Origin of the sequence: Halomonas sp. H5, assembly GCF_050613175.1 — a bacterium.
Taxonomy (GTDB): Bacteria; Pseudomonadota; Gammaproteobacteria; order Pseudomonadales; family Halomonadaceae; genus Bisbaumannia; species Bisbaumannia salifodinae.
In genome coordinates this window covers 3201232-3225703 of the sequence record NZ_CP192510.1, presented here as the reverse complement: position 1 = coordinate 3225703, position 24472 = coordinate 3201232, and the positions used below count along the sequence as shown (strand labels likewise).

The following is a 24472-nucleotide window of genomic DNA, read 5'->3' as shown; positions in this document are numbered from 1 at the left end:
TTATGCGGCCTCCTTCACGGGGCGGGTCTGGGTAGTGGAATTCGGGTCGTCGAGCAGGGCGTCGGCATCGGCCGCGCCCAGCAGCAGGGCCGGGCGGCAGGCGCCGAGATCGCGGCCGGCCTGGGCCTGGGCGAAGTACCAGGGGCCCATGGCGGTATCGCCATAGAGCACCGCGCCCTCCAGGCGGCCGTCGCGCAGCAGCAGGCGGCGGTAGTCGCCCTGGTCGGGGTCGTGATAGACGAGGACCTCGTGGTCGGCGTCGGCCTCGGTGGGGCCGAAGGCGTAGAGGGCGATGCCGCTGACCTTGAGCTTGGTGGCGGTCGCGGCCTCCCGGTAGCCGGGCGTGGTCTCGCCGCACAGGCGCGCGGCCAGCACCTCCACCTGGCGCCAGATCGGCTCTACCAGGCCGTAGGTGTGGCCCGCGAACTCGCAGCATTCGCCGAGGGCATGGATATGCGGGTCGGAGCTGGTGAGGAAGTCGTCGACCCGGATGGCGCGTCCCATGACCAGGCCAGCGGCCTCGCCCAGTTGTGTATTGGGGGCGATACCGGCGGCGATCACCACGCAGTCGGCGGTCAGGCGGCGCCCGTCCTCCAGGTGTACCGCCGCCACCCGGCCGCGACCATCGTCCTCCAGCCGCGCCAGGCGCGCGCCGGTGTGGATCGCGAGGCCGCGGCCGCCTAGCTCGTCCTCCAGCAGGGCGGCGGCGGTGGCGTCGAGCTGGCGGTTCATCAGCCGGTCGGCGCGTTGCAGGACGCCGACCCGGGCGCCGCGCTTGCGCATGCCCTCGGCGGCCTCCAGGCCCAGCAGGCCACCCCCTACCACCAGGGTCTCGGCGCCGGTATCGGCGGCGGCCATCAGGGCCTCGGCGTCGTTAAGGTCGCGGAAGCCGTGCACCCCCGCCAGGTCGATGCCGGGCACCGTCGGCATGGCCGGTCGCGAGCCGGTGGCCAGCACCAGGCGGCCATAGTCGAGGTGACGGCCGGCATCGGTGGTGAGGCGCCGGGCCTGGCGGTCGATATGGGTGACGCGCTCCCCGAGGATCAGCTCGATGCCCTGGTCGGCATACCAACGAGTGTCGCGCAGGGTCAGGGCGTCGCGGGCCATCTCACCGGCCAGCCAGGGGGAGAGCAGGATGCGGTTGTAGGCCGGGGCGGACTCCTCGCCCAGCACGATGATGCGCGCGGGGCGGTCGGACCGCTTGATCAGGGCCTCCACCAGCCGGTGGCCGGCCATGCCGTTGCCGATGATCACCAGGGGATCGTCCGGGGTTCGCTGGGCTATGCAAGGGGCCATGGGGGCACCTCCTGTCCATGCCGAAAACCAAAAACGGCGCCTTCCTCAGGCCCGAAGGCCAGGGGAAGACGCCGTTGTCTTGAATCGTGTCGAGGCAATCGCCGTTGATGCCCCGTACTGGTCAAGGACCTTCAAGAACCCGGCCAAGATGCCGGGATAAGCCGAATTTTTACGTGATTACATAGGGTTGCTATTCGGATGTGGGGCCGGGGGTGCGTCACCTTCGGCATCGTCTGCACCCGCCTGGTGCAGGGCCGCGTCATAATGCACGGGGTCATGGCAGGCCCGCAGGCCGGCCAGGTCCAGGCGGCGTCCCTCGCGGCGCAGGGCCTGGTCCAGGTGCTCGGCGAAGCCGGCGGCGGCCTGGGGATCGGGGCGCAGGCTGCCGGCGAGGCGTTGTTGCATTGGCGCCTCGTTAAGGGCCAGCCGCGAGAGGTGGGCCACCGAGCGATCCAGATAGGGGGGCAGGGCCAGCCACTCCAGGGTGCGGCGGGCATGGCCGGGGTCCTCCGCCAGCCAGTCGCCGGCCCGCTGCAGGGCGACGATCAGTCGCGCCAGGGTGGCCGGATAGCAGCGTGCCCAGGAACGGGTCACCCCCAGCACCTTCTCCGGAGCCTCCGGCCACAGCTGGGCGCCGGTAGCGACGATGCGTCCCGCACCGCGGTGCTGGGCCAGGCTGCCCCAGGGCTCGCCGACGCAGAAACCGTCGATCTCGCCGGCCTCCATGGCCTCCACCATGCGCGGCGGCGGCAGTACCACCAGCTCGGCGTCATGCTGCGGATCGAGGCCGCCCAGGTCGAGCCAGTGGCGCAGCTGATAGTGCTGACAGGAGTAGGGGTAGACCATGGCCAGCCGCGGCGGCCGGGGCAGCGTAGGCAGGGCCGCGGCCAGGGCCCAGGCGCCGCGCGCCGGGTCCACCGCCAGATGGGCGTGGCTGGCCTCGGCGAGGCGTTCGGAGAGCACCAGGGCGTTGCCGTTGCGGGACAGGGTCACCGGGGCCAGGGTCTCGCAGGGGGCCCGGCCCAGTCCCAGGCTCATGGCCAGCGGCAGGGGAGCGAGCATCTGGGCGCCGTCCAGCAGGCCGGCGGCCACCTTGTCGCGCAGGGTCGACCAGGTGTTCTGGCGGGCCAGGGTCACGTCCAGGCCCTGGTCGGCGAAGAAGCCCGCCTCCCGGGCGATCACCAGCAGGGCCGAATCCAGCAGCGGCACGAAGCCCAGGGTCAGGTCGGGACGTTCGGCATCCGGTAGGAAGGTCATAGGCCGTTCTCCAGGCGTTCGAGGATATCGATGACGTTGTCGGCCACCTGGGCGATGCGCTGGCCACGGTCCATGGCCAGCTTGCGCAGCATGCGGTAGGCCTGCTCCTCGTCGGTGTTCTGGTGCTTCATCAGCAGCCCCTTGGCGCGTTCGATGCGCTTGCGTTCGCTGAGCTGGTTGCGGGTCTTGTCCAGCTCGCGGCGCAGCGACTGAAAGGCGTCGAAGCGGGCGATGGCCACCTCGATGATCGGCTTGACCCGGCCGGGCACCAGGCCGTCCACCACATAGGCGCTGACCCCGACCTTGAGGGCGGCCTGGAGGGTGTCCGGGTCGTGCTGATCGGCGAAGAAGACCACCGGGCGCGGGTTCTCGCGATTGAGCAGCGCCATGCTGTCCAGGGTGTCCCGGTCCGGGGACTCCATATCGATGATCACCACATCGGGGGCATGGCGGGCCACCATCTCGTTGAGGCTGGCGGGGCTGGCCAGGCGGCAGATCACCCGGTGTCCCTCGTGGGTCAGGGCCTCCTCCACCATGGCGGCGCGCACCACTTCGTCGTCGACCAGCAATATCTTCAGGGACGTGGGTGGGGACATAACGGGACTCGCGGGAAGCTAAGGTCTTATTGCCTTGCAATAAGCGTTCCAGCTGGCCGGGGATCGGGGCGGGGAAACCCGTGCTATCGCAGCCACACGCATTCTGCAGGAGTCCCGGGGCTACCCTGGGGGCAGGTCGTCGCGGGGCGCTGTGAACCCCTCCCTGGGCGCTACTTTTGCCATCCCTGGCAAAAAACCCCCGCTCCGTCCTGTCCCCAGCGCCCCTCGTCATTCCAATAGCGATAGCCTTGGGAGCGGTCTGCATATTTGCCGCTTGGCGAAGGCTGGCACCGCCATGGGATGGCCGGGATTGCGCTGCCGGGGTGCAGTGACGTCAATGGGTGCCTTGTGGTGGTGCGTGGGGGCGCGACCGGGGTAATCCAGGGGCCTGGTCGTTCTCCATAATGCCTTGGCCAGTCAGTGGGTTATGACGATTATACGGTCTTGTGGCATACGCCTTGCTTACCAGGAAGTAACCCGGGACCAATGGCGGTCCTATCGATATCAGCAGTTCAGCGAACACGACAATGGCGTCCTGCCCACGGCTTAGCGGCCGAGGGAGGGCGCCATCGTCGTTTCAAGAGGCAACCCTATGCATCAGGCGCGAACCACCTGCCCCTATTGTGGCGTCGGCTGCGGCGTACTGGCGGAACTGGAGGGCGAGCGGATCGTCGGCGTCAGCGGCGACAGCGAGCACCCGGCCAATTATGGCCGCCTCTGCGTCAAGGGCTCGGCCCTGCACGAGACCCTCGGCCACCAGGGCCGCCTGACCCGGCCCCGGGTCGACGGCGCCGAGGTGGACTGGGAGACGGTGCTTTCCGCCGTGGCCGACCGCCTGGCGGCGACCCGAAGCGAGCACGGCGCCGGCGCCGTGGCGGCCTACCTCTCCGGCCAGCTGCTCACCGAGGACTATTACGTCGCCAACAAGCTGTTCAAGGGCTTCCTCGGCACCCCGCACCTGGATACCAACTCGCGGCTGTGCATGGCCTCGGCGGTGGCCGCCTACAAGCGCAGCCTGGGGGACGACGCCGTGCCCTGTTGCTACGAGGACCTGGAGGAGGCCGAGCTGGTGGTGCTGGTGGGCTCCAACCTGGCCTGGAACCACCCGGTGCTCTACCAGCGCCTCAAGGTGGCCAAGACCCGCAATTCGCTGATGCGGGTGGTGGTGATCGACCCCCGGGTCACCGACAGCTGCGAGATCGCCGACCTCTACCTGGGCCTCAGACCCGGCAGCGACGCCCGACTGTTCAACGGCCTGCTGGCCTGGATGGCCGACAAGGGCAAGCTCGATCGGGTCTACCTGGAGAAGCACACCCAGGGGCTGGAGGAGGCCCTGGCCGCGGCCCGGGAAGAGGACGGCTCGGTGGCCGCCGTGGCTGCCGACTGCGACCTGGATCCGGAGCGCCTGGAGACCTTCTACTACTGGTTCGCCAGCCAGCTACACGTGGTAAGCCTCTACTCCCAGGGCATCAACCAGTCCTCCAGCGGCACCGACAAGTGCAACGCCATCATCAATTGCCACCTGGCCGGCGGCAAGCTCGGCCTGCCCGGGGCCGGGCCCTTCTCGATCACCGGCCAGCCCAACGCCATGGGCGGCCGCGAGGTGGGCGGCCTGGCCAACCAGCTGGCCGCCCATATGGACTACCACACCCCGGGGGCCCTCGACCGGGTGACCCGCTTCTGGGCCACCGAGTCGCTCACCCCGAGCCTGCCCGAGGGGCCCGGGCACAAGGCGGTGGAACTCTTCGAGGCCATCGAGCGGGGCGAGGTCCAGGCGCTGTGGATCATGGCCACTAACCCGGCGGTCAGCCTGCCCCGGGCCGACCGGGTGCGGGCGGCGCTCGAGAAATGCCCGCTGGTGATCGTCTCCGAGTGCGTGGCCGACACCGACCTGCTGGCCTATGCGGATATCGTGCTGCCGGCCTCCTCCTGGTCGGAGAAGAACGGCACCGTGACCAACTCCGAGCGGCGCATCTCCCGCCAGCGGGGCCTGCTGCCGCCGCCCGGGGAGGCGAAGCACGACTGGTGGATCATCACCCAGGTGGCCCGGCGGCTGGGCTATGGCGAGGCCTTCGACTATGCGCACCCGGCGGAGATCTTCGATGAGCATGCCCGGCTCTCCGGCTTCGAGAACCCTTCTGACACCCAGGATAAGGGCAAGCGGCTATTCGATATCTCCGGCCTGGCCGGGCTGGACCGGGATGCCTACGACGCCCTGGCGCCCATCCAGTGGCCGGTCAATGCCGCCGCGCCCCAGGGTACCGTGCGGCTCTTCGAGGACGGCCGCTTCGCCACCCCGGACGGCCAGGCCCGGCTGATTGCGGTGCGCCCGCGGGAGCCCGAGCAGGCGCTCTCTGATGCGCGGCCGCTGCGCCTCAACACCGGGCGCATCCGCGACCAGTGGCACACCATGACCCGCACCGCCCGGGCGCCGCGGCTGATGAACCACCGCGCCGAGCCCTTTATCGAGATCACCCCCGAGGATGCCCTGGCGCTGGGCGTCGGCGACCAGCAACTGGCGCGGCTCACCGGTGCCGGTGGCGATTATCTCGGGCGGGTGCGGCTCACCAAGGGGCAGCGCCGCGGCGAGGTGTTCGTGCCCATGCACTGGAGCGACCGCTTCAGCGGGAGCGCGCGCATGGGCAGCCTGCTGGAGGCCCACCTCGACCCACTCTCCGGGCAGCCCGAGTCCAAGCACGGCGCCGTGGCCCTCGAGCCCCTGCCCATCGCCTGGGAGGCGACCCTGCTGGTGGCCGATGACCTGGCGGTGACCCCCGACTGGTGCACGGATGCCGCCTACTGGGCGCGTATCCCCCTGGCCCATGGCCAGCGCTGGCAGCTGGCCGGGGCCCCCGAGAGCGCCGATCGCGACTGGCTGGCCTGGCTCGCGCACCATCTGCCGGTGGCCGCGGCGCTGTGGCTGGAGGACCCCGCCGGCGGGCGATTGCGCGCCGCGGGTATCGAGGACGGTCGCCTGCGCTGGTGGCTGATGGTGGGTCCCCCCGCCGAGCTGCCGGGGCTGGCCTGGCTCGACGAACGCTTCGCCGAGGCCGCCCACGGCGAGGCCCTGGCCCCCGAGCGTCGGCGCCGCCTGCTGGCGGGGTGCGACGATGGCGCCGCCGATAGCGGCCCGGTGGTGTGCAGCTGCCACCAGGTGGGCCAGAAGGCCATCGTCACGGCGATCCGCGGCGGTGATGCCAGCGTCGAATCGCTGGGCGCCCGCCTGGCCTGTGGCACCCAGTGCGGCAGCTGCATTCCCGAGTTGAAATCCCTGATCGAAGAGCACCGCGACGCGTGCGCCAAAGAGGAGAGCCTCCCATGCGAACCCTGAACCCGAGTATCAAGGCCCGGTTGTCATGGGACGCCCTGCTGGCGCCGCTGCGCGGCCTGGCCCGGATGATCGGTGCCACCGCCCCCTGGCGGACCGATGGCGCGGACCACCGAAAGGGCACGGCCCTGGGCGGTGACTGTCGCCCCGGCAGCGTCTATCTGGTGGGGGCCGGCAGCGGCGCGGCGGAGCTGCTGACCCTCAAGGCCGCCCGATTGCTGGGCGAGGCCGATGCGGTGGTCTACGACCGCCTGGTGGGCGATGAGGTGCTGGCGCTGATTCCTGCTCACCGGGAGCGTTACTACGTGGGCAAGGCGAGTGGCCACCATAGCGTGCCCCAGGCGGAGATCGGCGAGCTCTTGGTAGAACTGGCGGGGCAGGGCAAGTCGGTTGTGCGCCTCAAGGGCGGCGACCCCGGGGTCTTCGGGCGCATGGGCGAGGAGCTCGCCGCCCTCGATGCGGCGGGGGTGCCCAGCGAGATCGTGCCCGGCATCACCGCCGCCTCGGCGGCCTGCGCGGGCCTGGGCATTCCCCTCACCGACCGCGCCCATGCCCAGCAGCTGCGCCTGGTGACCGCCCAACTGTGCCGAGTGGATGGCGAGCCCGACTGGGCGGCGCTGGCGCGTCGCGACGAGACCCTGGTGTTCTATATGGGCCTGGCCAAGGTCGAGGCGATCTGTGCCGGCCTGCGCGGCGCCGGCCTGCCCGACGACTGGCCGATCATGCTGGTGGCCAACGCCAGCCTGCCCGAGCAGCGGGCGCTGATCGGCACCCTGGCCGATATGCCCGCACGCCTGGCGGCCGAGCCGCTGCCCTCGCCCTGCCTGATCCTGGTGGGCAGCGTGGTGCGGATGGCGGCGCAGCGGCAGCGCCTGGTGGTCGAGGCCGGGGTGGCGAAGGAGTGAGGGAACCCCCGGGCACGATTACAGTCCCAGGGGCGCCGGGAGGCGGTGTTCGCCTCCTGTGTCATCCAAGGAGTGTCTCGATGAAGAAGACCGGCAAGATTCGCGATAACGCCCTCAAGGCGACGCTACGCACCCCGCTGTTCAAGCAGCGGCGCGAGATCCCCAAGAAGGGCAAGGGCAGCTACTCCCGCAAGGGGCGGGCGCCTCGCCAAGCGGCCTGAACCGGCCGTTTCGCCAGGCGCCTGTTCTGCCACTACCCTGCACTACCCCGACGTCACACTTCCCCACGAGGCCCTCCATGGAGGGCCTCGTCGATTCTTGGCGTCGGGTCGATCAGCGGCGCGCGCCGCGCCAGGCGGCGGCACCCAGCCGATAGAGGCAATGGGGGCGCAGCGGGTGGCCCGGGGGCAGGGCGGGGTGCTCGAAGGTGCCGTCGTGGCGCATGCCGAGCCGCGCCATCACCGCCCGGGAGCGGCGATTGTCGAGGCTGGTGAAGGAGACCACCTCGTCGAGCCCCAGCGAGTCGAAGGCCGCCGCCAGGGCGGCCTCGGCTGCCTCCCGAGCATAGCCGTGCCCCCAATAGGGTCGCGCCAGGCGCCAGCCGATCTCCACGCAGGGCGCGAAGGGCAGGTCGTCCCGGGGAATATGCAGCCCCACGAAGCCGATAAAGGACGCCGGTAAGGACGCCTGTAAGGACGCCTGTAAGGACGCCTGTAAGGACGCCTGTAAGGACGCCTCCGCTTTCACCTCCACCGCCCAGAACCCCCAGCCCCGCTCGGCGATCAGCCCGCGTATACGCGTGGCCATGGCATAGCTCTCGGCGCGGCTCAGCGGCGCCGGGAAGTGCGCCATCACCTCGGGGTCGGCATTGAGGGCGGCGAAGGGCGCCAGGTCGCCCTCCCGCCACTGGCGCAGCCGCAGGCGTGACGTCTCGGGTTCGATAAGAAAATTCTCGGATGACATGGTGCCCTGAATGCCAATTCATGAGGCTCTAGCCGGCAAGCCGAGTCCTCCTCCGCTGAGTAGGGTGAAACCAGGCGCTGTATCGAGCGAAGGCAGCGCTACACCCTTCGTTGCCGGCCTGGATAACAAGCATAAAAAAGGTAAGCCAAATGACCCAGCGAGAACAAGAGATCGATCTCGACTATGCCGAGGGGCCAGTGCCGGAATCCGGGCGCATGCCCCGTGGCAACTTGATGATGGCCTGGTGGGCGGTCTGCAGTGCCATCTTCTATCTGGTGGTCGCTGCGGCGATGGCGCGTACCTATGGTACTGCCAATGCTTTAATCGGTATCGTATTAACGGTTCTGGCCTATGGAGGAATTAATTCGGTAATCAGTCGCTATTCCATGCGAACCGGTCTGACCGTGGCGCTATTCTCAAAGATATTGTTTGGTCACTTCGGAGCTATTGTTGCGACGCTGATCTTTTTCGCGACGGCGCTCTACTATGCCGTTTTCGAAGGCTATGTAATGGCCCTAGTACTGGCCGAATGGAGTGGTGTGCTTTCCATGGAAATGGCGACCGCCATCGTGGTGGCGCTGGGAGTCTCCCTGATTTTCGGCAGCGTGCAGCACTGGCTGGACAAGTTCAACGGGATACTGTTGCCGGTCTATGTGGTGGGGGTGCTTATTGCCGTTGGCATGGCAATCTCGGAGTTCGGTTATCCCAACGGTTGGTTATCACGAGTGCCGGAGGGCGGCGTCTCTACTTGGGGGTGGCTGCACACCTTTTCCTACTACATGGGCGTCTGGGTCTTGATGATGTTTACCTTCGACTATGCGCGTTTTGGTCGCCCCAAGGATGCACGCTTTCATGCTCGGATTACCTTCGGGGTACCTTTCTATCTGGTGACCTTCCTGTTCAGTGGAGTGGTAGGTATTCTGCTCGATGCCATGATACCCATCGAAGGGCTGTCCGAGGCCTCTATCGTGCTGGGGCTTCTGGAGCTGATGGGCGTCGGCGGGCTGCTGCTGGTATGGGTGACGCAGAGCCGCATCAATACCGCTAACTTCTATCTCGCCACGGTCAACTTCGAATCCTTGGTGCGTAAGGTCACGGGATGGAGGCTGGGAAAGGTGCTGGCAGGTTGCCTGATCGGTGCTATGGCCTATGGGTTGATGATGGCGGATGTCTTCGCCTATCTGCTCCAGGCGCTGGCCTATCAGGGCGTTTTTGTAGTGGCTTGGGTCGGCGTGGCCCTGACGCATATTCTATCACCCACCTATCGGAGTCGTTTTCAGGGACATATCGAACTCGATAATGCCCATATTCCGGCCTTCAACCCCTATGGGCTGATAGCCTGGGGTGGGGCGATCCTGGTGGGGGTAGTGCTGATGCATCTTCCAAGCCAGGCTGGACTATCGGCGCCGGCCACCTTTATCTGCTCTTGCCTTCTTTACGAGCTGGGACTTCGTCGAGCCAAACCGACCTGGTATATGGCTGCCTTGCTTAAGTAGTAGCCGATAAAGCTCATGCCGCTGTCGAAGCCCTTGGGTTTCGGCAGCGGTTTCTTTATGAAAAAGGCCGTCCTAAGGCGGCAAATCGAGGCGTGACACGGCTCTCCACGCGGCGTGTCACTCGGAACCACCTTAACCTTTGAGACCTTCTGGGGATTGACACTCAGCGTACTCCGACTTGGCTAGCCGAGAGTGCACTGAGTGACAATTCACGGCTCGTCAGGCGGCAAGCTCCGGCCCCTGTCGGTCCGTAGTGTAAGGGGCATGGCCTCGGCCATCGGTGTCATCGACGAGTGTCGTGATATCGCAAGGCTCACAACGACAATATCGGAGTCCCATATGTCGACCATTGATCCTATCACGCTGGCCGTGGTCAGGGGGGCGCTGGAGACTGCCCAGCGCGAGATGACCCTGACCCTAGAGAAGACCGGCCGCTCCAGTGTTTTCAATCTGGCCCACGACTACTCCAATGCCCTTTTCGACCACCTGCCAGAAATGATCCTTCAGGGGCAGGACATCCCGATTCACCTGGGCTCCCTGATTCCTGCCATGAAGGCCGTGGCGGGCTTCTACGGCGAGGATATCGCCGAGGGTGATGTTATCTACCACAACGACCCGGCCTACAAGGGCAGCCATATCATCGACTGCTGCATGTATAAGCCGGTCTTCTTTCGAGGCGAGCTGGTGTTCTGGACGGTGTGCAAGGGCCACCTTACCGATATCGGTGGCCCCGTGCCGGCGGGTTACAACCCGGATGCCAAGGAGATTTATGCGGAGGGGCTGCGCATTCCCCCGGTCAAGTTGTGGGAGAAGGGACGGCGGCGCGAGGACGTGATCAACCTGCTGCTAACCAATATGCGGGCACGCGAGAGTCAGGAAGGCGACCTTAACGCTCAGTACGGCGCCTGTCGCGTGGGTGAGCGTCACTTGCTGGCGTTGCTGGAACGCTATGGGGTAGATACCGTCAAGGCCGCCATTGCCGAACTCAAGACCATGGCGGATCGCCAGATGCGCAGCCTGATTCGCCAGGTACCAGACGGTGACTACCTTGGCACGGCCCAATTGGAGGATTCCGGCCATGGTCTCGGTGATCTCGAGATCACAGCCCATGTATCGGTGCGCGACGATGAAGTAGCGATTCGCATTGATAGCCCGCCCCAGGTGCCCTATTTCATCAACTCCTACGAGGGCAACTCGATGTCCGGGGTGTTGCTGGGACTGATGATGTTCGCCCAGTTACCGCCGCCCTATAACGAGGGGCTCTATCGCTGCGTCAGCGTCGACATGGGGCCACCGGGAACCTTGTGCAATGCCTCCGAGCCGGCCCCTCATGCTAACTGCACCACGACCCCCATGGAGACCCTGACCGACGCGGTACGCCTGGCCTTCGAGCAGGCCGCCCCAGACCGGGTCAGCGCTTCCTGGGGGCACGCCAGCGGCATCAATATCGCCGGCAGGGACCCAAGGCGTGGCGATGACCAGTACGTCACCATGGTACTGGCCTCGATCATCTCCGGTGCGGGGGCGACCCGCGGCATGGATGGCTGGCACTCCCGCGGACCGCTGTGCTGCTTCGGTGCCCTGATGTCGGGGGATATCGAGCTGCTGGAGTACTCCTATCCGATCCTGATTCATCGCTATGGCCTGGTGACCGACAGTGGCGGCGCCGGCGAGCGACGCGGCGGCTCCGGCACCTGGCTGGAGATCGAGCCCCTGGACCACGTGATGACGACCGTCGCCTTCGGTGAGGGACGCCAGTATCCCACCGCCGGTGCCGCAGGGGCCCGCAATACCCTGATCGAGCCCAAGCTGGGGCGGCTGGTTCATCGTCATGGCGACGGCAGCGAGACCGCCTATGACCATAACGCCATGCTCGAGGTCGCCCCTGGAGAGCGGGTGGTCAATATCAACCCCGGTGGCGGGGGCTTCGGCAATCCCTTCGCACGCCCCGTGGAAGAGGTGCTCGATGACGTAAAGAATGGCCTGGTGTCTCGCGAGGGGGCCCGGCTCGACTACGGGGTGATCGTGACTGCCAGTGGTGAACTCGACATCGAGGCTACCCGCCAACAGCGCCAAGCCGGCTGATCCTGAGGAGGACACAACAATGAAACATGATTATCGACTGGGCATCGACGCCGGCGGTACTTTTACGGATTTCATCATCGCCGATCGGCAAGGCCGGGTGCGGCTGTTCAAGAGTCCGTCCACGCCGGAGGATGGTACCAAGGCGATCCGCGCCGGCCTGGCACAGATCGCCGACGCTCTGGGCAAGCCCGCCGCCGAGATCGTCGCCAATGCCGATCTTTGCATCAATGGAACCACCGTCGCCCTGAATGCCTTGATCGAGCGCCAGGGCGTCAAGGTGGGGCTGCTCTGTTCCGCGGGGCACGAGGATAGCCTGGAGATTCGGCTTGGTCACAAGGAAGATGGTTACCGCTACGATCCGGAGTATCCCCCGGCGCATATGCTGGTGCCGCGCCATCTGAGGCGCCCGATCGGAGGGCGTATCCTGAGCGATGGCCGCGAGCGTGAGCCTCTCGATGAAACAGCGATTCGCGAGGCGTTGAGCTATTTCCGCGACCAGGGGGTCGAGGCGGTGGCGATCTCCTTCCTCTGGTCGGTGGCCAACCCGGATCACGAGGCCCGCGCCCTGGCCCTGGTCCGCGAGCTGCTACCCGGAGTGTTCGTGTGTGCCGGCAGTGAGGTCTATCCCCAGGTGCGCGAATATACCCGGACCTCCACGACGGTGGTCAATGCCTACCTTAGCCCGGTGATGCAGCGCTATGTGTCGCGCATCGATGCCCTCTTCGAGGAGCTGGGAGCACGCCATCCGGTACAGTATTTCCAGTCCAATGGTGGCCTGGCCCAGGGCAAGATGATGAGCGAGCGTGCCGTGACCGCCATCAACTCCGGTCCTGCGTCGGCCCCCCAGGCTGGGCTTCACGTGGCGCGGCCCTTCGGGATCGACAACGTCATCACTGTGGATATGGGGGGGACCTCCTTCGACATCACCCTGACCCGGGGGGGACAGACCAACTTCAGCAAGGACGTAGATTTCCTGCGCTACCGCATCGGCGTGCCGATGATCCAGGTGGAGACCCTGGGCGCGGGCGGGGGATCCATCGCACACCTTAACGATCAGGGCATGCTCCAGGTGGGGCCACGTAGTGCCGGGGCGACCCCCGGACCGGTCTGCTATGGCAAGGGGGGACGGGAGCCCACGGTCACCGACGCCAACCTGGTGCTCGGTTACCTGAACCCGGATGCGGTACTGGGCGGCACGGTGTGTCTGGATCGCGAGGCGGCTTATCAGGCGATATATGACAAAGTGGCGAAGCCGCTGGGAATCAGCGTAGAGCGGGCCGCCTTCGGTATCTCGACGCTGGTTAATCTCAACATGGTCAACGGCATTCGCCGTGTCTCGGTGGAACAAGGCTATGATCCCCGCGATTTCGCCCTGATCGGAGCCGGTGGCGCTGCCGGTATGCACCTAGTCCGCCTGGCCGACGAGATGGGGATTCGCCAGGTGCTGGTGCCGAAGGTCGCCTCGGGGTTGTGCGCCTTTGGTCAGATCATCTCCAATGTTCAGTACGAGAAGCTTTCCTCGTTGCCGTTGCCCCTAGATGAGGATGAGGCTCATCGCGAGGTACTCAATGAGCGCTTAGCGACATTGCGAGACCTGGGGGTGGAGCAACTGCGGCAGGATGGTTTCGAACGTAACGAGATCGACTGTCACTATCGACTCGAGATTCGCTACCTTGGCCAGATCCACGAATGCACCGTGGAGCTGCAGTTCGATCGTCTGGATGCTCAGGGCTGGCAAAATCTCAAGGCCGCCTTCCATGATCGCCATGAGGCACTTTATTCCTATAGTGAGCCACATAGTGCCATCGAGCTGGTCAACCTGGAGTGCTCGGCGGTAGGACGGGTGGCGCCACCGCGGATGCCGGAACTCGCGCCGCGTAGTATCGATCTGGAGCAGGCACGCAAGGGACAGCGTGATATGCTCTTCGACGAGAGTGGCGATTGGACGCCCGCCCCGGTCTACGATGGCGAGAGGCTCGACCCGGATCTCTGCATTCGCGGACCGGCGGTGATCGAGGAACCGACGACCAATATCGTCATACCGCCCGGCTGGCAGGCGAGTCTGACTCGCGCGGCCACTTATCTGTTGACCCCAGACGAGGGCGCATAAGGCTCATGGATGGCAAGACGTGGGGGCGCATTGGCGCCCCCCGGCCTCATAACAACAAGAGTGACGAGGTGACCCATGACTCTAGAGGCACAGGCCATCGAGGCGCGGGATCAGTGGTCTCGCATGGTATCGGCGACCTATTTCCCACTGACGCTGAACTATGGTGACGACCAAGGCGGGTTTCAGGGCTCTCTCAAAGTGTGGAAGGCGGATAACGACCGCTTTTCCCTATCTCGGCTGTGTTCCGATCGTCTGGAATACGCCCGCAATGAAACGCAGATCGCCGATGACAGCGAGTCTTCCTTTCTGGTGACCATTCCCCAGCACACCAGCGTCTATTTCGATCAGCACGGGCGTACCCTGCGCTGCCGCCCCGGCGGCTTTATCGTCGAGCAGGGGGATGCACCCTACCGCTTCGGTTATGAGCATCGCAATGCCATGTGGGTCTTCAAGGTGCCCGGCAAAGCGATGCAGCATCGGGTGCGGCGTCCTGAGCGTTACTCTCAGCACTGTTTCGACGCCGAGAAGGGGATGGGGCGGGCCTTCGTCGAGTTCCTGATGATCTGTGCCGAGCGATACGAAGAGTGTTCACTGGGGGATCGCAATCGACTCTTCGAGCAGGCGTTAGGCATGCTGTCTCTGGTACTCGAGCAGGACGAGCGAGTACTGAATAGCGATCAATCCCACCTCAAGACGGCTCACCTGATGCGTATCGAGCGCTTTATCGCTAGTCAGCTCGGCAACCCTGAGTTGGATCCTGCTCTGGTGGCGGCCCACTGCGGTATCTCGCTGCGTTACCTACACAAACTTTTCTCCGAGACCGGCCATACCGTCAACGAATGGATTCGTCGCCAGCGCTTGGGGGCGGCACGCCGAGACCTCTGCGATGCGGCCTGTGGCATCACCATTGGCGAGATCGCCTACCGCTGGGGATTCTCGGACCAGGCCCAGTTCTGTCGTGCCTTCCGCCGCCAGTTCGGCTGCTCTGCCAGTGAGATGCGTCGCCGTATACTGGTCGATTAGCCCGAGACGAGACCTATTGCTCCCGAGGGCCGGCGATCGCCGGCCCTCGGGGACTCGCGGTAGTTCGTTACAGCTGGGCGAGGATGGTCTCGGCGCTGCTCTTGTCGACGCCCTTGTCGTCGACGCCCAGGTACTCCACCACGCCGTCGTTGGCGATCAGCGCATAGCGCTGGCTGCGCACGCCCAGGCCGGCGGCGGTGAGGTCCTTGCTCAGGCCGATGGCCTCGGCGAAATCGGCGCTGCCGTCGGCCAGCATGGTGATGGCCTGGGCGTTCTGGTCCTTCTGCCAGGCGTCCATCACGAAGGCGTCGTTGACCGAGGTGCAGACGATGGCGTCCACGCCCTTGGCGAGGATCTCGTCGGCCTTGATCACGAAGCCCGGCATATGGGTGTTGGAGCAGCCGGGGGTAAAGGCACCGGGCACGGCAAAGAGCACCACCTTCTTGCCGGCGAAGAGCGCATCGGTGTCGATATCCTCGGGGCCCTGGGCACCGTTGGTCTTGAGGGTCAGGTTGGGCAGCTTGTCGCCGATGGCAAGGCTCATGTCGGACATCCTTCTCGTCAGTGAAATCGCGGGACCAGGGCGCGCCCTGGCGGGACCAATGTAGCAGGGCCGGCGCCTCCCGGCGAAGCCCGGGGCTACTCCTGTTGGACGAAGGCGGCGAAGACCTCGGCGCCGGTCATCTTGTGGGTGGCATTGGCGAAGTCGTAGAAGGCGGGCTTCTCGTCGATAAAGATCTCGGCCTCGAAGCGCCAGGCGCGGCCGTCGTCGATCAGACCCACCGGCACGGCGACATGCTCGCCGGAGGTGAGGCGGTAGAAGAGGTGGGTGCCGCAGCGGCGGCAGAAGCCGCGCTCGGCCCACTCCGAGGAGGCGTAGGTACTGATATGCGTCTCGCCATGCAGGGTCATCGCCTCCACCGACTCCAGGGCCAGCAGGGGCCCGCCGCCCCAGGTACGGCAAATGCTGCAGTGGCAGGCGCCCACCTTGGCGTTGCCCAGGCTCAGCTCCAGGGTCACGGCGCCGCACAGGCAGCGTCCGCTGGCGGTCATCGACATCGTGGTCTCCTCCTTGATAGGGGTTTGTTGATAAGGGCTTGGTGAAAGGGGCTTGGCCTTGCAGTGTAGTTCACCGCCCCATAAGGAAGCCCCGGTCACTTCCTGTGACCGGGGCCGCATCTACGTCAACCGGCTCCCGCAGCGGGGACAGGTCTCATGGGCGTCGCGGGTCTCGGCCCGCTGGCGACGTTGTGCGGTCTCAGGCACGCGTTCGGACTCGGCGTCGAAGGCGACCAGATGGCCACGCTCCCAGCGCAGGCCGATATCCCTGAGCAGGCGAGGGTCGTAGTCGCGCAGCTCGGCGTAATGGCGGCGCCGGGTCAGGCGCTGGCGGAGGGCGGTCAGCAGGCGCCGGGCGATCGTTAGGGTTGCCATTCTTGCGGTCTCCTTGGGTCAGGAGGCCGGGACGTGGCGCGAACAGGGGATACCGGTCTGGCAGGTGATCGCTTGGCCGCGGCACGTGCCGCGGCCAGGATCGTCTCAGGGGGTCTCTGGCAGGCGGCAACGGCGGGTTCGCATCGCATTATGGGCAATGCGATGCGACTCGGCCGGGGAAGTGACGCGGGGCTGCCAGGGCATGAGACGGGCTCTTCGGTTGAGCGTTTCGATTGAGGTCGGGGGTCGCATCCAGGATACGACCCTCTTACTTGTAAAGGCTCTCTGATTAAGCGTCAACCGATAAGTGCTCAGCGGTAGCCCTTGGCCTGGAGGCGGAATAGCGTGGCGTAGCGGCCGTCCCGGGCCAGCAGCTCGGCGTGGGTGCCGCGCTCGATGATGCGGCCGCGGTCGATCACCAGGATCTGGTCGGCGGCGCGCACCGTGGAGAAGCGGTGGGAGATCAGGATGGTCATCTTGTCCTGGCTGTGCTCGCGGAAGCGGGCGAAGACCTCCGCCTCGGCGGCGGCATCCATGGCCGCGGTGGGCTCGTCGAGCACCAGGATATCGGCCTCCTCGCGCATATAGGCCCGGGACAGGGCGATCTTCTGCCACTGGCCGCCGGAGAGCTCCTGGCCGCCCTTGAACCAGCGCCCCAGTTGGGTGCGGTAGCCGCCGCCCAGGCGTTCGATAAAGGCGTCCGCCAGGCCCAGGCGGGCGGCGGCCTGCCAGCGGGCCTCGTCCTCGAAGGCGGCCACGTCGCCCACCCCCAGGTTCTCGCCCACCTGCAACTGGTAGCGCACGAAGTCCTGGAAGATCACCCCGATGCGCCGGCGCAGGGCCCGCACGTCCCAGTCGCGCAGGTCGCTGCCGTCGAGCAGGATGCGCCCCGCCGAGGGCGGGTAGAGGCGGGTCAGCAACTTGATCAGAGTGGTCTTGCCGGAGCCGTTCTCGCCCACCAGGGCCAGGCTCTGCCCCGGGTGCAGGTGCAGGTCGATGCCCGCCAGCACCGGGGTCTCGGCGCCGGGGTAGGTGAAGGCGACCCCCTCGAAGCGGATGCCGTCGCCGGGGCGCACGCCCGCGGTCAGGGTGCCGTCGTCGCGCTCCACCGGCTGCTCCAGGTACTCGTAGAGGTTGGAGAGGTAGAGGTTGTCCTCGTACATGCCGCCGATGGCGGTGAGTCCCGCCGAGAGCGCCGCCTGGCCCTGCTTGAAGACCATCAGGTACATGGTCATCTCGCCCAGGGTCAGGGCGCCATCCACCGTCTCGATCACCACCCAGGCGTAGGCGCCGTAGAAGGCCAGGGTGCCCAGCAGGCCGAGCAGGAAGCCCCAGCTGTCGCGGCGAATGGTCAGCCGGCGGTCCTCGCCATAGAGGGTCTCGAAGATGCCCCGATAGCGGCCCAGCAGCAGCGGCTCCAGGCCGAATAGGCGCACCTCCTTGATGCTGTCCTCGCGGGCCAGCACCGTCTCCAGGTACATCTGCATGCGGGTCTGGGGCGAGCGCCAGCGGAACAGCCGGAAGGCGTCGCCGGAGAACTTGGCCTCGGAGAGGAACACCGGCAGGGCGCCCACCACCAGGATCAACAGTGCCCAGGGCGAGAAGCCCACCAGCAGCACCCCGAAGCTGACCAGGGAGATGCCGTGCTGGCCCAGGGCGAAGGTCTTATTGACCAGCGCCAGGGGGCGGGTGGAGGCCTCGCGGCGGGCCCGGGTCAGTTGGTCGTAGAGCTCCGAATCCTCGAACTGGGCCAGCGACAGCCGGCCCGCCTTCTCGAGGATCATCACATTGACCTTGTGCCCCAGCTGGGCGCGCAGCAGCGACTGCTGGGCGGAGAGGCCGCGCTGGGCCAGGGCGATCAGGGCGATCACCCCGGCCTCGGCCAGCACATAGCGCAGCACCGGCCAGAGGCTGGCGAGGGTCGGCGACTGGCCGCTCTCCCGATGCGCCGCCATGGCCGCCACCACCGCATCGACGATCAACTGGCCGAGCCAGGCCGCCACCGCCGGCAGCACCCCGGCCACCAGGGTGCAGACCGCCAGGCCCAGGGTCAGCGGCCGCGAGGTCTCCCACACCAGGCGAATCGCCCGGCGGCTATAGCGGAAGACGCCGAAGAAGCCGGCGAAGGGGTTGGCGGGGGGCGTGGGCGGGGACGGGGCCGACAAGGCGAGGACTCCGGCAGAACAGAAGGGCCGAGTGTAGCAGAGCCCAGCGTTAGGGCGCGGTGCATAGGGCTATTTGCGGTTAGCGTTCTCCCCTTGTTGAGGCCTGGGGCTATCCTGGGGGCAGGCCATCGCGGGGCGCTGTGAACCCCTCCCTGGGCGCTACCGATGCCATCCCTGGCATAGGACCCCCGCTCTGCCCTGTCCCCAGCGCCCCTTGGCTATACCAACGCTGGGGGAGGGAGCACTGGCGAGTGGGCCCGCCTCTGGCATCATAGGGCTCGTCTATCATTGATACCCCGAGGGGGTGATGCTTGGATCATCGTCAACTCGCCTTCCTGGCCGCCCTGGCCCGGGAGCGTCACTTCGGCCGCGCCGCCGCGGCCTGCCATGTCACCCAGCCGACCCTCTCGGCGCGGCTGCGCGGCCTGGAGGAGGAGCTCGGGGTGCGGCTGATTCGCCGCGGGCGCCGCTACGAGGGGCTGACCCCGGAGGGGGAGCGGGTGCTGGGCCATGCCCGGCGCATCCTCGGTGAGTTCGAGGCGCTGCGCGGCGAGCTGGCCCCGGGCGCGCCCCTTACCGGGCGCCTGACCCTGGGGGTGATCCCCACCGCCCTGGGCGCCCTGGCCGAGCCGCTGGCCAGCCTGCGGGCGACCCATCCGCGGCTGCGGGTGCGCCTGCGCGAACTGGCCACGCCACGCCTGGCCCAGGGGCTGGAGAACGGCGAGCTGGACCTGGTGCTGGGTTACCTGGACGCCCCGGCCATGGCCGGCTTCGCCCATCGCCCCCTCCACGAGGAGCAGCCGGCGCTGCTCGCCTCGCCGCACCACTTCCGCCTCCCCGAGGCGCCCGACTGGGCGAGCCTGGGGGACTATCCGCTCTGCCTGCTGACCCCGGAGATGCATAACCGCCAGCTACTGGCGGCGCGGCTCCAGGCGCAGGGCGAGTCCCCGGGGGAAGCCCCGACAGCGCCCCTGAACGAGTCCCTGGAACCCCAACTGGAGGCCAACTCCATCGCCGCCCTGCTGGCGCTGGTGGGGGCCGGGCTGGGGGTGGGCGTGTTGCCGGAGGACTGCCTGCCGGCCACCGCTTCCGGGATCCGTGCCCGGCGACTGCCGGGGCCGGGGGACCGGGTCGGCCTGCTGTGGCGGCCCCAGCGGCCGCGCAGTCGCCTGCTGGAGGAGGTGCTGGCGGCCTGGCCGGCTTCTTCCTGAGGCCGTTTGATAGATGACATCTATGATGGGATCGCCAGCCTCCATTGGCGAGGGAGCAATGCCCCCGGGTAGGCTGCCGGCATCCGTTGCTGTCCCCGGAGCGACCCCCGATGCCTATCGCCGCGACTTCCCTGGCCACGACCCCGATGCCTGCCGTGGCGCCACTCCGGCGCCGCCGGGCCATCTGCGATAGTGCCTCGACCTATCGGGATAGCCGCCGGCGGCCGCTGCGCGACCAGTGCGGCCCCTGTGAAGCGCCCCTGACCCTGCTGCTCAACGACAGCCCCATGGCCACCCTGCTGGCGACCCCGGAGTCCCTGGAGTCCCTGGCCCTGGGCCATGCCTATACCGCCGGCTGGATCAGCCGGGCCGACCAGGTCACGGAGGTGCGTCTGGCGCGACTGCGCCACGGGCTGGCGGTGCACCTCTCGGTGGCATCGCGCCTGGAGGCTCAGGCCCTGGAACTGCGTCGCGCCGGCCCCTCGCTCTCCAGCTGCGGCGCCTGCGGCCTGGCCGAGGAGGGCCAGCTACTGGCCGGGCTGCGCCGCCTGCCGGCACGGTCGCCCCTGCCGGCGGCGGCCCTGCGGCGCGGCCTGGAGGCCCTAGGCGCGCACTCGGCGCCGGGCCTGCATCTCGCCCTGGGCCTGGACGCGCGGGGCCGCCCCCTGGCCGTGGGTCGCGATATCGGCCGCCATAACGCCCTGGATCGGGTGATCGGCGAAGGCCTGCGTCGCTCGGCGGATCCGGGGCAGCGCTTCGCGGCCCTGCTGGTCTCCAGCCGCTGCAGCCTGGAACTGGTGCACAAGGCGGTGCGTGCCGGCGTCGCCACCCTGGCCACCCTGGCGCTGCCCTCCGATATGGCGGTGGAGGTGGCCCGGGCCTGTGACCTCAACCTGATCTGTTGCCACCGCGGCCGCGACCTGGAGCTGCTTAGCGGCCAGGCCCCCGATAATGAGGAGGACTTGTTATGAGCCGAGACGCCCCCCCACCCGCGGTGGAGTTGCCGCTGACCGAGGAGCGCCTGGCCGGCACCCCCTCGCTGGCCCCTTATGCCGGCCCGGCCGGGGGCTGGGGCGCGCTGAAGAGCGTCGGCCGCCAACTGGCGCGAAGCGGCGCGCCACTGACCGGGGTGCGGGCGCTGCTGGCCATGAATCAGGCCGACGGCTTCGACTGCCCAGGCTGCGCCTGGGGCGACCCCACCCATGGCGCCGCCTTCGAGTTCTGCGAGAACGGCGCCAAGGCGGTGGCCTGGGAGGCCACCGCCAAGCGGGTGGGCCGTGACTTCTTCTCCCGCCATACGGTGAGCGAGCTGCTGGGCTGGGACGACTGCCGCCTGGAGGCCCAGGGGCGTCTGGTCGAGCCCCTCTACTATGATGCCGCCACGGATCGCTATCGGCCCATCGGCTGGGACGCCGCCTTCGCGCTGATCGCCGAGCGCCTGGCCGGCCTCGACGACCCGGATCGGGCGCTCTTCTATACCTCGGGGCGGGCCAGCAACGAGGCCGCCTACCTCTACCAGCTGTTCGTGCGCCTGTTCGGCACCAACAACTTCCCCGACTGCTCCAATATGTGCCACGAGGCCAGCGGCCTGGGCATGACGGCGAGCCTGGGGGTGAGCAAGGGCACGGTGCGCCTGGAGGACTTCGAGGCGGCGGATGCCATCTTCGTGCTGGGCCAGAACCCCGGCACCAATCACCCGCGAATGCTGGGGGACTTGCGCCGGGCGGCGGAGCGGGGCGCCACCATCGTGGCCATCAATCCCCTGCGTGAGCGGGGCCTGGAGCGCTTCGCCGACCCCCAGCGCAAGAGCGAGATGCTGCACGCCGGCAGCCACCCCATCGCCGGCCACTATGTGCAGCCGCGCCTGGGTGGCGATATGGCGCTGCTGCGCGGCCTGGCCAAGGCGCTCTTCGCCAGGCAGGCGGCGGGCAGCTTCGCGCCGGATCGCGCTTTTATCGAGGCCCACACCCGGGGCTACGCGGCCTGGCGGGAGGCGGTGCTGGCCTGCGACTGGGCAACGCTGGAGGCCCAGGCCGGCGTTGACCGCGAGGAGATGGCGCGCCTGGCCGAGATCTACGCCGGCGCCCCGCGGGTGATCATCACCTGGGCCATGGGCATCACCCAGCACGAGCACTCGGTGGCCACGGTACGCGAGATCATCAACCTGCTGCTGCTGGGCGGCCATGTCGGGCGTGTTGGCGCCGGCGCCTGCCCGGTACGCGGGCACTCCAATGTGCAGGGCGACCGCACCATGGGCATCGATGAGACGGCGCCGACCTGGCTGCTGGATGCCCTGGAGGCGCGCTACGGGGTGCCCATGCCGCGCCGCCCCGGGTTCAATACCAAGGGCGCCCTGCAGGCCCTGGAAGCCGGACAGGCCGAGGTCTTTATCGGCCTGGGCGGCAACTTCGCCCGGGCCACTCCGGATACGCCGCGTACCGAGGCGGCCCTGCGCCGGGCCGGGCTGACGGTGCAGATCAGCACCAAGCTCAATCGCAGCCACCTGATCACCGGGCGGGAGGCGCTGATCCTGCCCTGCCTGGGGCGCAGCGAGATCGATCGCCAGGGTCCCGAGGGACGACCCCAGCGCATCAGCGTCGAGGACTCCATGTCGGCGGTGCATGCCAGTGCCGGGCGCCTGGCGCCGGCCTCGCCGGCGCTGCGCTCGGAGCCGGCCATCGTCGCCGGAATCGCCGCGGCGACCCTGGCCCGGGTGCTGCCGCGGCGTGGGATCGACCCGGCGGTGGTGGGCTGGGCGGCCCTGGTGGCGGACTACGACCGCATCCGCGACGAGATCGCCGCGGTGATTCCCGGCTTCGCGGACTTCAACGCCCGCCTGGCGGCGCCCCGCGGCTTTATCCTCGACAACCTGGCCCGCCACCGCGACTTCCCCACCGCCTCCGGGGCCGCCGAATTCGCCGCCGGCGCCCTGCCCGAGGCGGTGATGCACCAGCGCCTGGCCGGGCGCCCGGGCTGGCTGACCCTGCAGACCCTGCGCAGCCACGATCAGTACAACACCACCGTCTATGGCTATGACGACCGCTATCGCGGGGTCAAGGGGCAGCGACGGGTGCTCTTCGTCAATCCCGACGACCTGGCGCGGCTGGAGCTGCGCGCCGGCGACTGGGTGGACCTGCTGGGTGAGTCTTACCAGGGCGAGCCGCGCCGGGCGCTGGCCTTCCGCCTGGTGGCCTATGACACCCCGCCGGGCTGCTGCGCCGCCTACTACCCGGAGACCAATGCGTTGATGCCCCTGGAGCGGGTGGGCGAGGGCAGCGATACGCCGGTGGCCAAGGCGGTGGCGGTACAACTGGTGCCCAGCCGCCGCCTGGCGTAATGGTGAGGTCAGTGGCTTGGGTGGAGGGCGCGACAGGGCCTGGCCTGGCTCGGCTTGGTCAGTGGCGATGCAGCCAGGTCGAGACCAGGCGCACCACTCGCGGCATCACCACATAGACCACCAGGGCGACGATGGTCGCCGCCACCAGCCCATGGCGCAGGCCCCAGGTCTCCAGGGCTGGCACCGCCTGGAACAGCGGCCACCAGAGCAGCGGCACCAGGATGGTCAGGGGCCAGATCACCGCGGTGGTGATCAGCCACTGCTTCCAGCGCACCGGCACCCTGGCGCCGGACTCCGGGGGCGTGAACCAGTAGTCGATGCCGCTGAGGATCTCCAGGTGCTCGTCCTGAGCGAGCTCCGGCTGGATCGCCGCCAGCAGCTCGCGGCGCTCGTTGGACTCCCGCCAGCGCCGGGCATCCTCCTCGCTGGCGAAGCGCACCGCGATCTCGTAGTCCTGGCCCTGTGCCGGCGGGCGCAGGATATGCACCCCCTGGTGGCCGGGGAAACGCCCGGCGGTCTCGATGATCTGGCGCAGCCAGGTCTCGTAGCGCTCATGGGCCTCGGGCTTGATGTGGTGATGGATGCGCAGGGTGGCGCCCTCGCAGTGGGCTCCCTCGGGGGGCTGAGTCGCGTCGCTCATGGGCTTTCTCCAGTGGTGTCATCGGCGGGGTGCAGGCGATTCAGGGTGCTGGCCAGTCGCCGGCAGAGGGAGTCCAGGCGCTGACGCACGGCGGCGTCCTCCAGGTCGCCATCCTCGCCGAAGGCCTGGGCGGCGCGGGGCAGGGCCAGGGGGTTGGGCAGCACCATCACGCCGAGGTTGCCCAGCAGCTGGCGGGTCAGGCCCAGGCTGCGCATGCCGCCCAGGGCCCCGGGGGAGGCGGCCACCACCGCCGCCACCTTGTCGGCGAACAGGGCCAGGCCGCTGCGCTCGCCGTCCGGGCGGGTCATCCAGTCCAGGGTGTTCTTGAGCAGCGGGGTGGGGAAGCCGTTGTACTCCGGCGAGGCGATCAGCAGCCCCTGGTGCTCGGCGAGCAGGGCCTGCAGGCGCCGGGCCTGGGGCGGTAGGCCCTCGGCGGCCTCCAGGTCGCCGTCGTAGAGGGGCAGGGGGTAGTCCTTGAGGTCGATCCGGGTGACCCGGGCGCCGTGGCGCTCGAGGTACTCGGCGGCGAGTCGCGCCAGGTGGGTGTTATGGGAGCCGCGCCGGGTGCTGCCGGCGAAGACCAGGATGCGGGGGGCAGGGGTATCGCTCATGGGGTCTCCTTGACC

At 67.9% G+C, this 24472-nt stretch carries 20 protein-coding genes; 10 read left to right on the top strand and 10 right to left on the bottom strand.

From position 1 onward, the window contains the following. The 3 genes from ACQ1W9_RS14875 to ACQ1W9_RS14865 form a co-directional block, all read right to left on the bottom strand. Nucleotides 1-1296: an NAD(P)/FAD-dependent oxidoreductase gene (locus ACQ1W9_RS14875; protein WP_431024070.1), complete on the bottom strand. Its 1296-nt coding sequence runs from the start codon at nucleotides 1294-1296 to the stop codon at nucleotides 1-3. Between the two features lie 177 nt (nucleotides 1297-1473). Next, nucleotides 1474-2553, bottom strand: a complete 1080-nt coding sequence (locus ACQ1W9_RS14870) for a CmpA/NrtA family ABC transporter substrate-binding protein (RefSeq protein ID WP_431024069.1) — start codon at nucleotides 2551-2553, stop codon at nucleotides 1474-1476. Continuing rightward, on the bottom strand, nucleotides 2550-3149 hold the full coding sequence (locus ACQ1W9_RS14865) for an ANTAR domain-containing response regulator (protein ID WP_346063914.1): 600 nt from the start codon (nucleotides 3147-3149) through the stop codon (nucleotides 2550-2552). The genes ACQ1W9_RS14870 and ACQ1W9_RS14865 overlap by 4 nt, the downstream gene beginning before the upstream one ends. A 592-nt stretch (nucleotides 3150-3741) precedes the next feature. Between ACQ1W9_RS14865 and ACQ1W9_RS14860 the strand changes: the two genes are divergently transcribed. From ACQ1W9_RS14860 to arfA, 3 genes are all read left to right on the top strand, one after another. Then, nucleotides 3742-6480 (top strand): molybdopterin-dependent oxidoreductase, encoded by a 2739-nt coding sequence (locus ACQ1W9_RS14860; RefSeq protein ID WP_431024068.1) that lies wholly within the window; start codon nucleotides 3742-3744, stop codon nucleotides 6478-6480. A gap of 65 nt (nucleotides 6481-6545) precedes the next feature. Beyond that, a complete protein-coding gene (gene cobA / locus ACQ1W9_RS14855) occupies nucleotides 6546-7382 on the top strand; it encodes a uroporphyrinogen-III C-methyltransferase (protein WP_431026454.1) in 837 nt (278 codons plus the stop codon). Between the two features lie 80 nt (nucleotides 7383-7462). Continuing rightward, nucleotides 7463-7603, top strand: a complete 141-nt coding sequence (gene arfA, locus ACQ1W9_RS14850) for an alternative ribosome rescue factor ArfA (protein ID WP_146802390.1) — start codon at nucleotides 7463-7465, stop codon at nucleotides 7601-7603. Between the two features lie 112 nt (nucleotides 7604-7715). On the opposite strand, the gene ACQ1W9_RS14845 is transcribed toward arfA, so the two are convergent. Then, the gene (locus tag ACQ1W9_RS14845; RefSeq protein WP_431024067.1) at nucleotides 7716-8345 is read right to left on the bottom strand and encodes a GNAT family N-acetyltransferase; all 630 of its coding nucleotides are present in this window, start codon (nucleotides 8343-8345) and stop codon (nucleotides 7716-7718) included. A gap of 149 nt (nucleotides 8346-8494) precedes the next feature. Here ACQ1W9_RS14845 and ACQ1W9_RS14840 point away from each other — a divergent pair, with 149 nt between their 5' ends. The 4 genes from ACQ1W9_RS14840 to ACQ1W9_RS14825 all read left to right on the top strand — a co-directional run bounded on the left by ACQ1W9_RS14840 (nucleotide 8495) and on the right by ACQ1W9_RS14825 (nucleotide 15059). Next, a complete protein-coding gene (locus ACQ1W9_RS14840; RefSeq protein ID WP_431024066.1) occupies nucleotides 8495-9841 on the top strand; it encodes a purine-cytosine permease family protein in 1347 nt (448 codons plus the stop codon). 339 nt (nucleotides 9842-10180) lie between these two features. Then, nucleotides 10181-11926 (top strand): caprolactamase subunit beta, encoded by a 1746-nt coding sequence (gene capB, locus ACQ1W9_RS14835; RefSeq protein ID WP_431024065.1) that lies wholly within the window; start codon nucleotides 10181-10183, stop codon nucleotides 11924-11926. A gap of 19 nt (nucleotides 11927-11945) precedes the next feature. Continuing rightward, the gene (capA, locus tag ACQ1W9_RS14830) at nucleotides 11946-14036 is read left to right on the top strand and encodes a caprolactamase subunit alpha (RefSeq protein ID WP_431024064.1); all 2091 of its coding nucleotides are present in this window, start codon (nucleotides 11946-11948) and stop codon (nucleotides 14034-14036) included. A 75-nt stretch (nucleotides 14037-14111) separates the two neighbouring features. Next, nucleotides 14112-15059 (top strand): AraC family transcriptional regulator, encoded by a 948-nt coding sequence (locus ACQ1W9_RS14825; RefSeq protein ID WP_431024063.1) that lies wholly within the window; start codon nucleotides 14112-14114, stop codon nucleotides 15057-15059. Between the two features lie 67 nt (nucleotides 15060-15126). Here ACQ1W9_RS14825 and ACQ1W9_RS14820 read toward each other — a convergent pair whose 3' ends face one another. From ACQ1W9_RS14820 to ACQ1W9_RS14805, 4 genes are all read right to left on the bottom strand, one after another. Continuing rightward, the gene (locus tag ACQ1W9_RS14820) at nucleotides 15127-15603 is read right to left on the bottom strand and encodes a peroxiredoxin (RefSeq protein WP_346063910.1); all 477 of its coding nucleotides are present in this window, start codon (nucleotides 15601-15603) and stop codon (nucleotides 15127-15129) included. A 95-nt stretch (nucleotides 15604-15698) separates the two neighbouring features. Beyond that, complete coding sequence (locus tag ACQ1W9_RS14815; protein ID WP_431024062.1) at nucleotides 15699-16118, bottom strand: GFA family protein; 420 nt, start codon at nucleotides 16116-16118, stop codon at nucleotides 15699-15701. Nucleotides 16119-16238: 120 nt separating this feature from the next. Next, nucleotides 16239-16493: a hypothetical protein gene (locus ACQ1W9_RS14810; RefSeq protein ID WP_431024061.1), complete on the bottom strand. Its 255-nt coding sequence runs from the start codon at nucleotides 16491-16493 to the stop codon at nucleotides 16239-16241. Between the two features lie 311 nt (nucleotides 16494-16804). After that, nucleotides 16805-18658: an ABC transporter ATP-binding protein gene (locus ACQ1W9_RS14805; RefSeq protein WP_431024060.1), complete on the bottom strand. Its 1854-nt coding sequence runs from the start codon at nucleotides 18656-18658 to the stop codon at nucleotides 16805-16807. A 311-nt stretch (nucleotides 18659-18969) separates the two neighbouring features. Here ACQ1W9_RS14805 and ACQ1W9_RS14800 point away from each other — a divergent pair, with 311 nt between their 5' ends. The 3 genes from ACQ1W9_RS14800 to ACQ1W9_RS14790 all read left to right on the top strand — a co-directional run bounded on the left by ACQ1W9_RS14800 (nucleotide 18970) and on the right by ACQ1W9_RS14790 (nucleotide 23206). Further along, nucleotides 18970-19869, top strand: coding sequence for a LysR family transcriptional regulator (locus ACQ1W9_RS14800; RefSeq protein ID WP_431024059.1), 900 nt, complete (start codon nucleotides 18970-18972; stop codon nucleotides 19867-19869). A gap of 110 nt (nucleotides 19870-19979) precedes the next feature. Continuing rightward, nucleotides 19980-20840: a formate dehydrogenase accessory sulfurtransferase FdhD gene (locus tag ACQ1W9_RS14795; RefSeq protein WP_431024058.1), complete on the top strand. Its 861-nt coding sequence runs from the start codon at nucleotides 19980-19982 to the stop codon at nucleotides 20838-20840. Then, nucleotides 20837-23206 carry an FdhF/YdeP family oxidoreductase gene (locus ACQ1W9_RS14790; RefSeq protein ID WP_431024057.1) on the top strand — a complete coding sequence of 790 codons (2370 nt, stop codon included), beginning with the start codon at nucleotides 20837-20839 and terminating at the stop codon, nucleotides 23204-23206. Before ACQ1W9_RS14795 ends, ACQ1W9_RS14790 begins: the two co-directional genes overlap by 4 nt. Before the next feature lie 58 nt (nucleotides 23207-23264). Here the strand turns inward: ACQ1W9_RS14790 and ACQ1W9_RS14785 are convergent, their stop codons facing one another. Both ACQ1W9_RS14785 and ACQ1W9_RS14780 read right to left on the bottom strand, forming a co-directional pair. Further along, a complete protein-coding gene (locus tag ACQ1W9_RS14785) occupies nucleotides 23265-23846 on the bottom strand; it encodes an antibiotic biosynthesis monooxygenase (protein ID WP_431024056.1) in 582 nt (193 codons plus the stop codon). Continuing rightward, nucleotides 23843-24457, bottom strand: a complete 615-nt coding sequence (locus ACQ1W9_RS14780; protein ID WP_431024055.1) for an NADPH-dependent FMN reductase — start codon at nucleotides 24455-24457, stop codon at nucleotides 23843-23845. Before ACQ1W9_RS14780 ends, ACQ1W9_RS14785 begins: the two co-directional genes overlap by 4 nt. Between the last annotated feature and the right edge of the window lie 15 nt (nucleotides 24458-24472).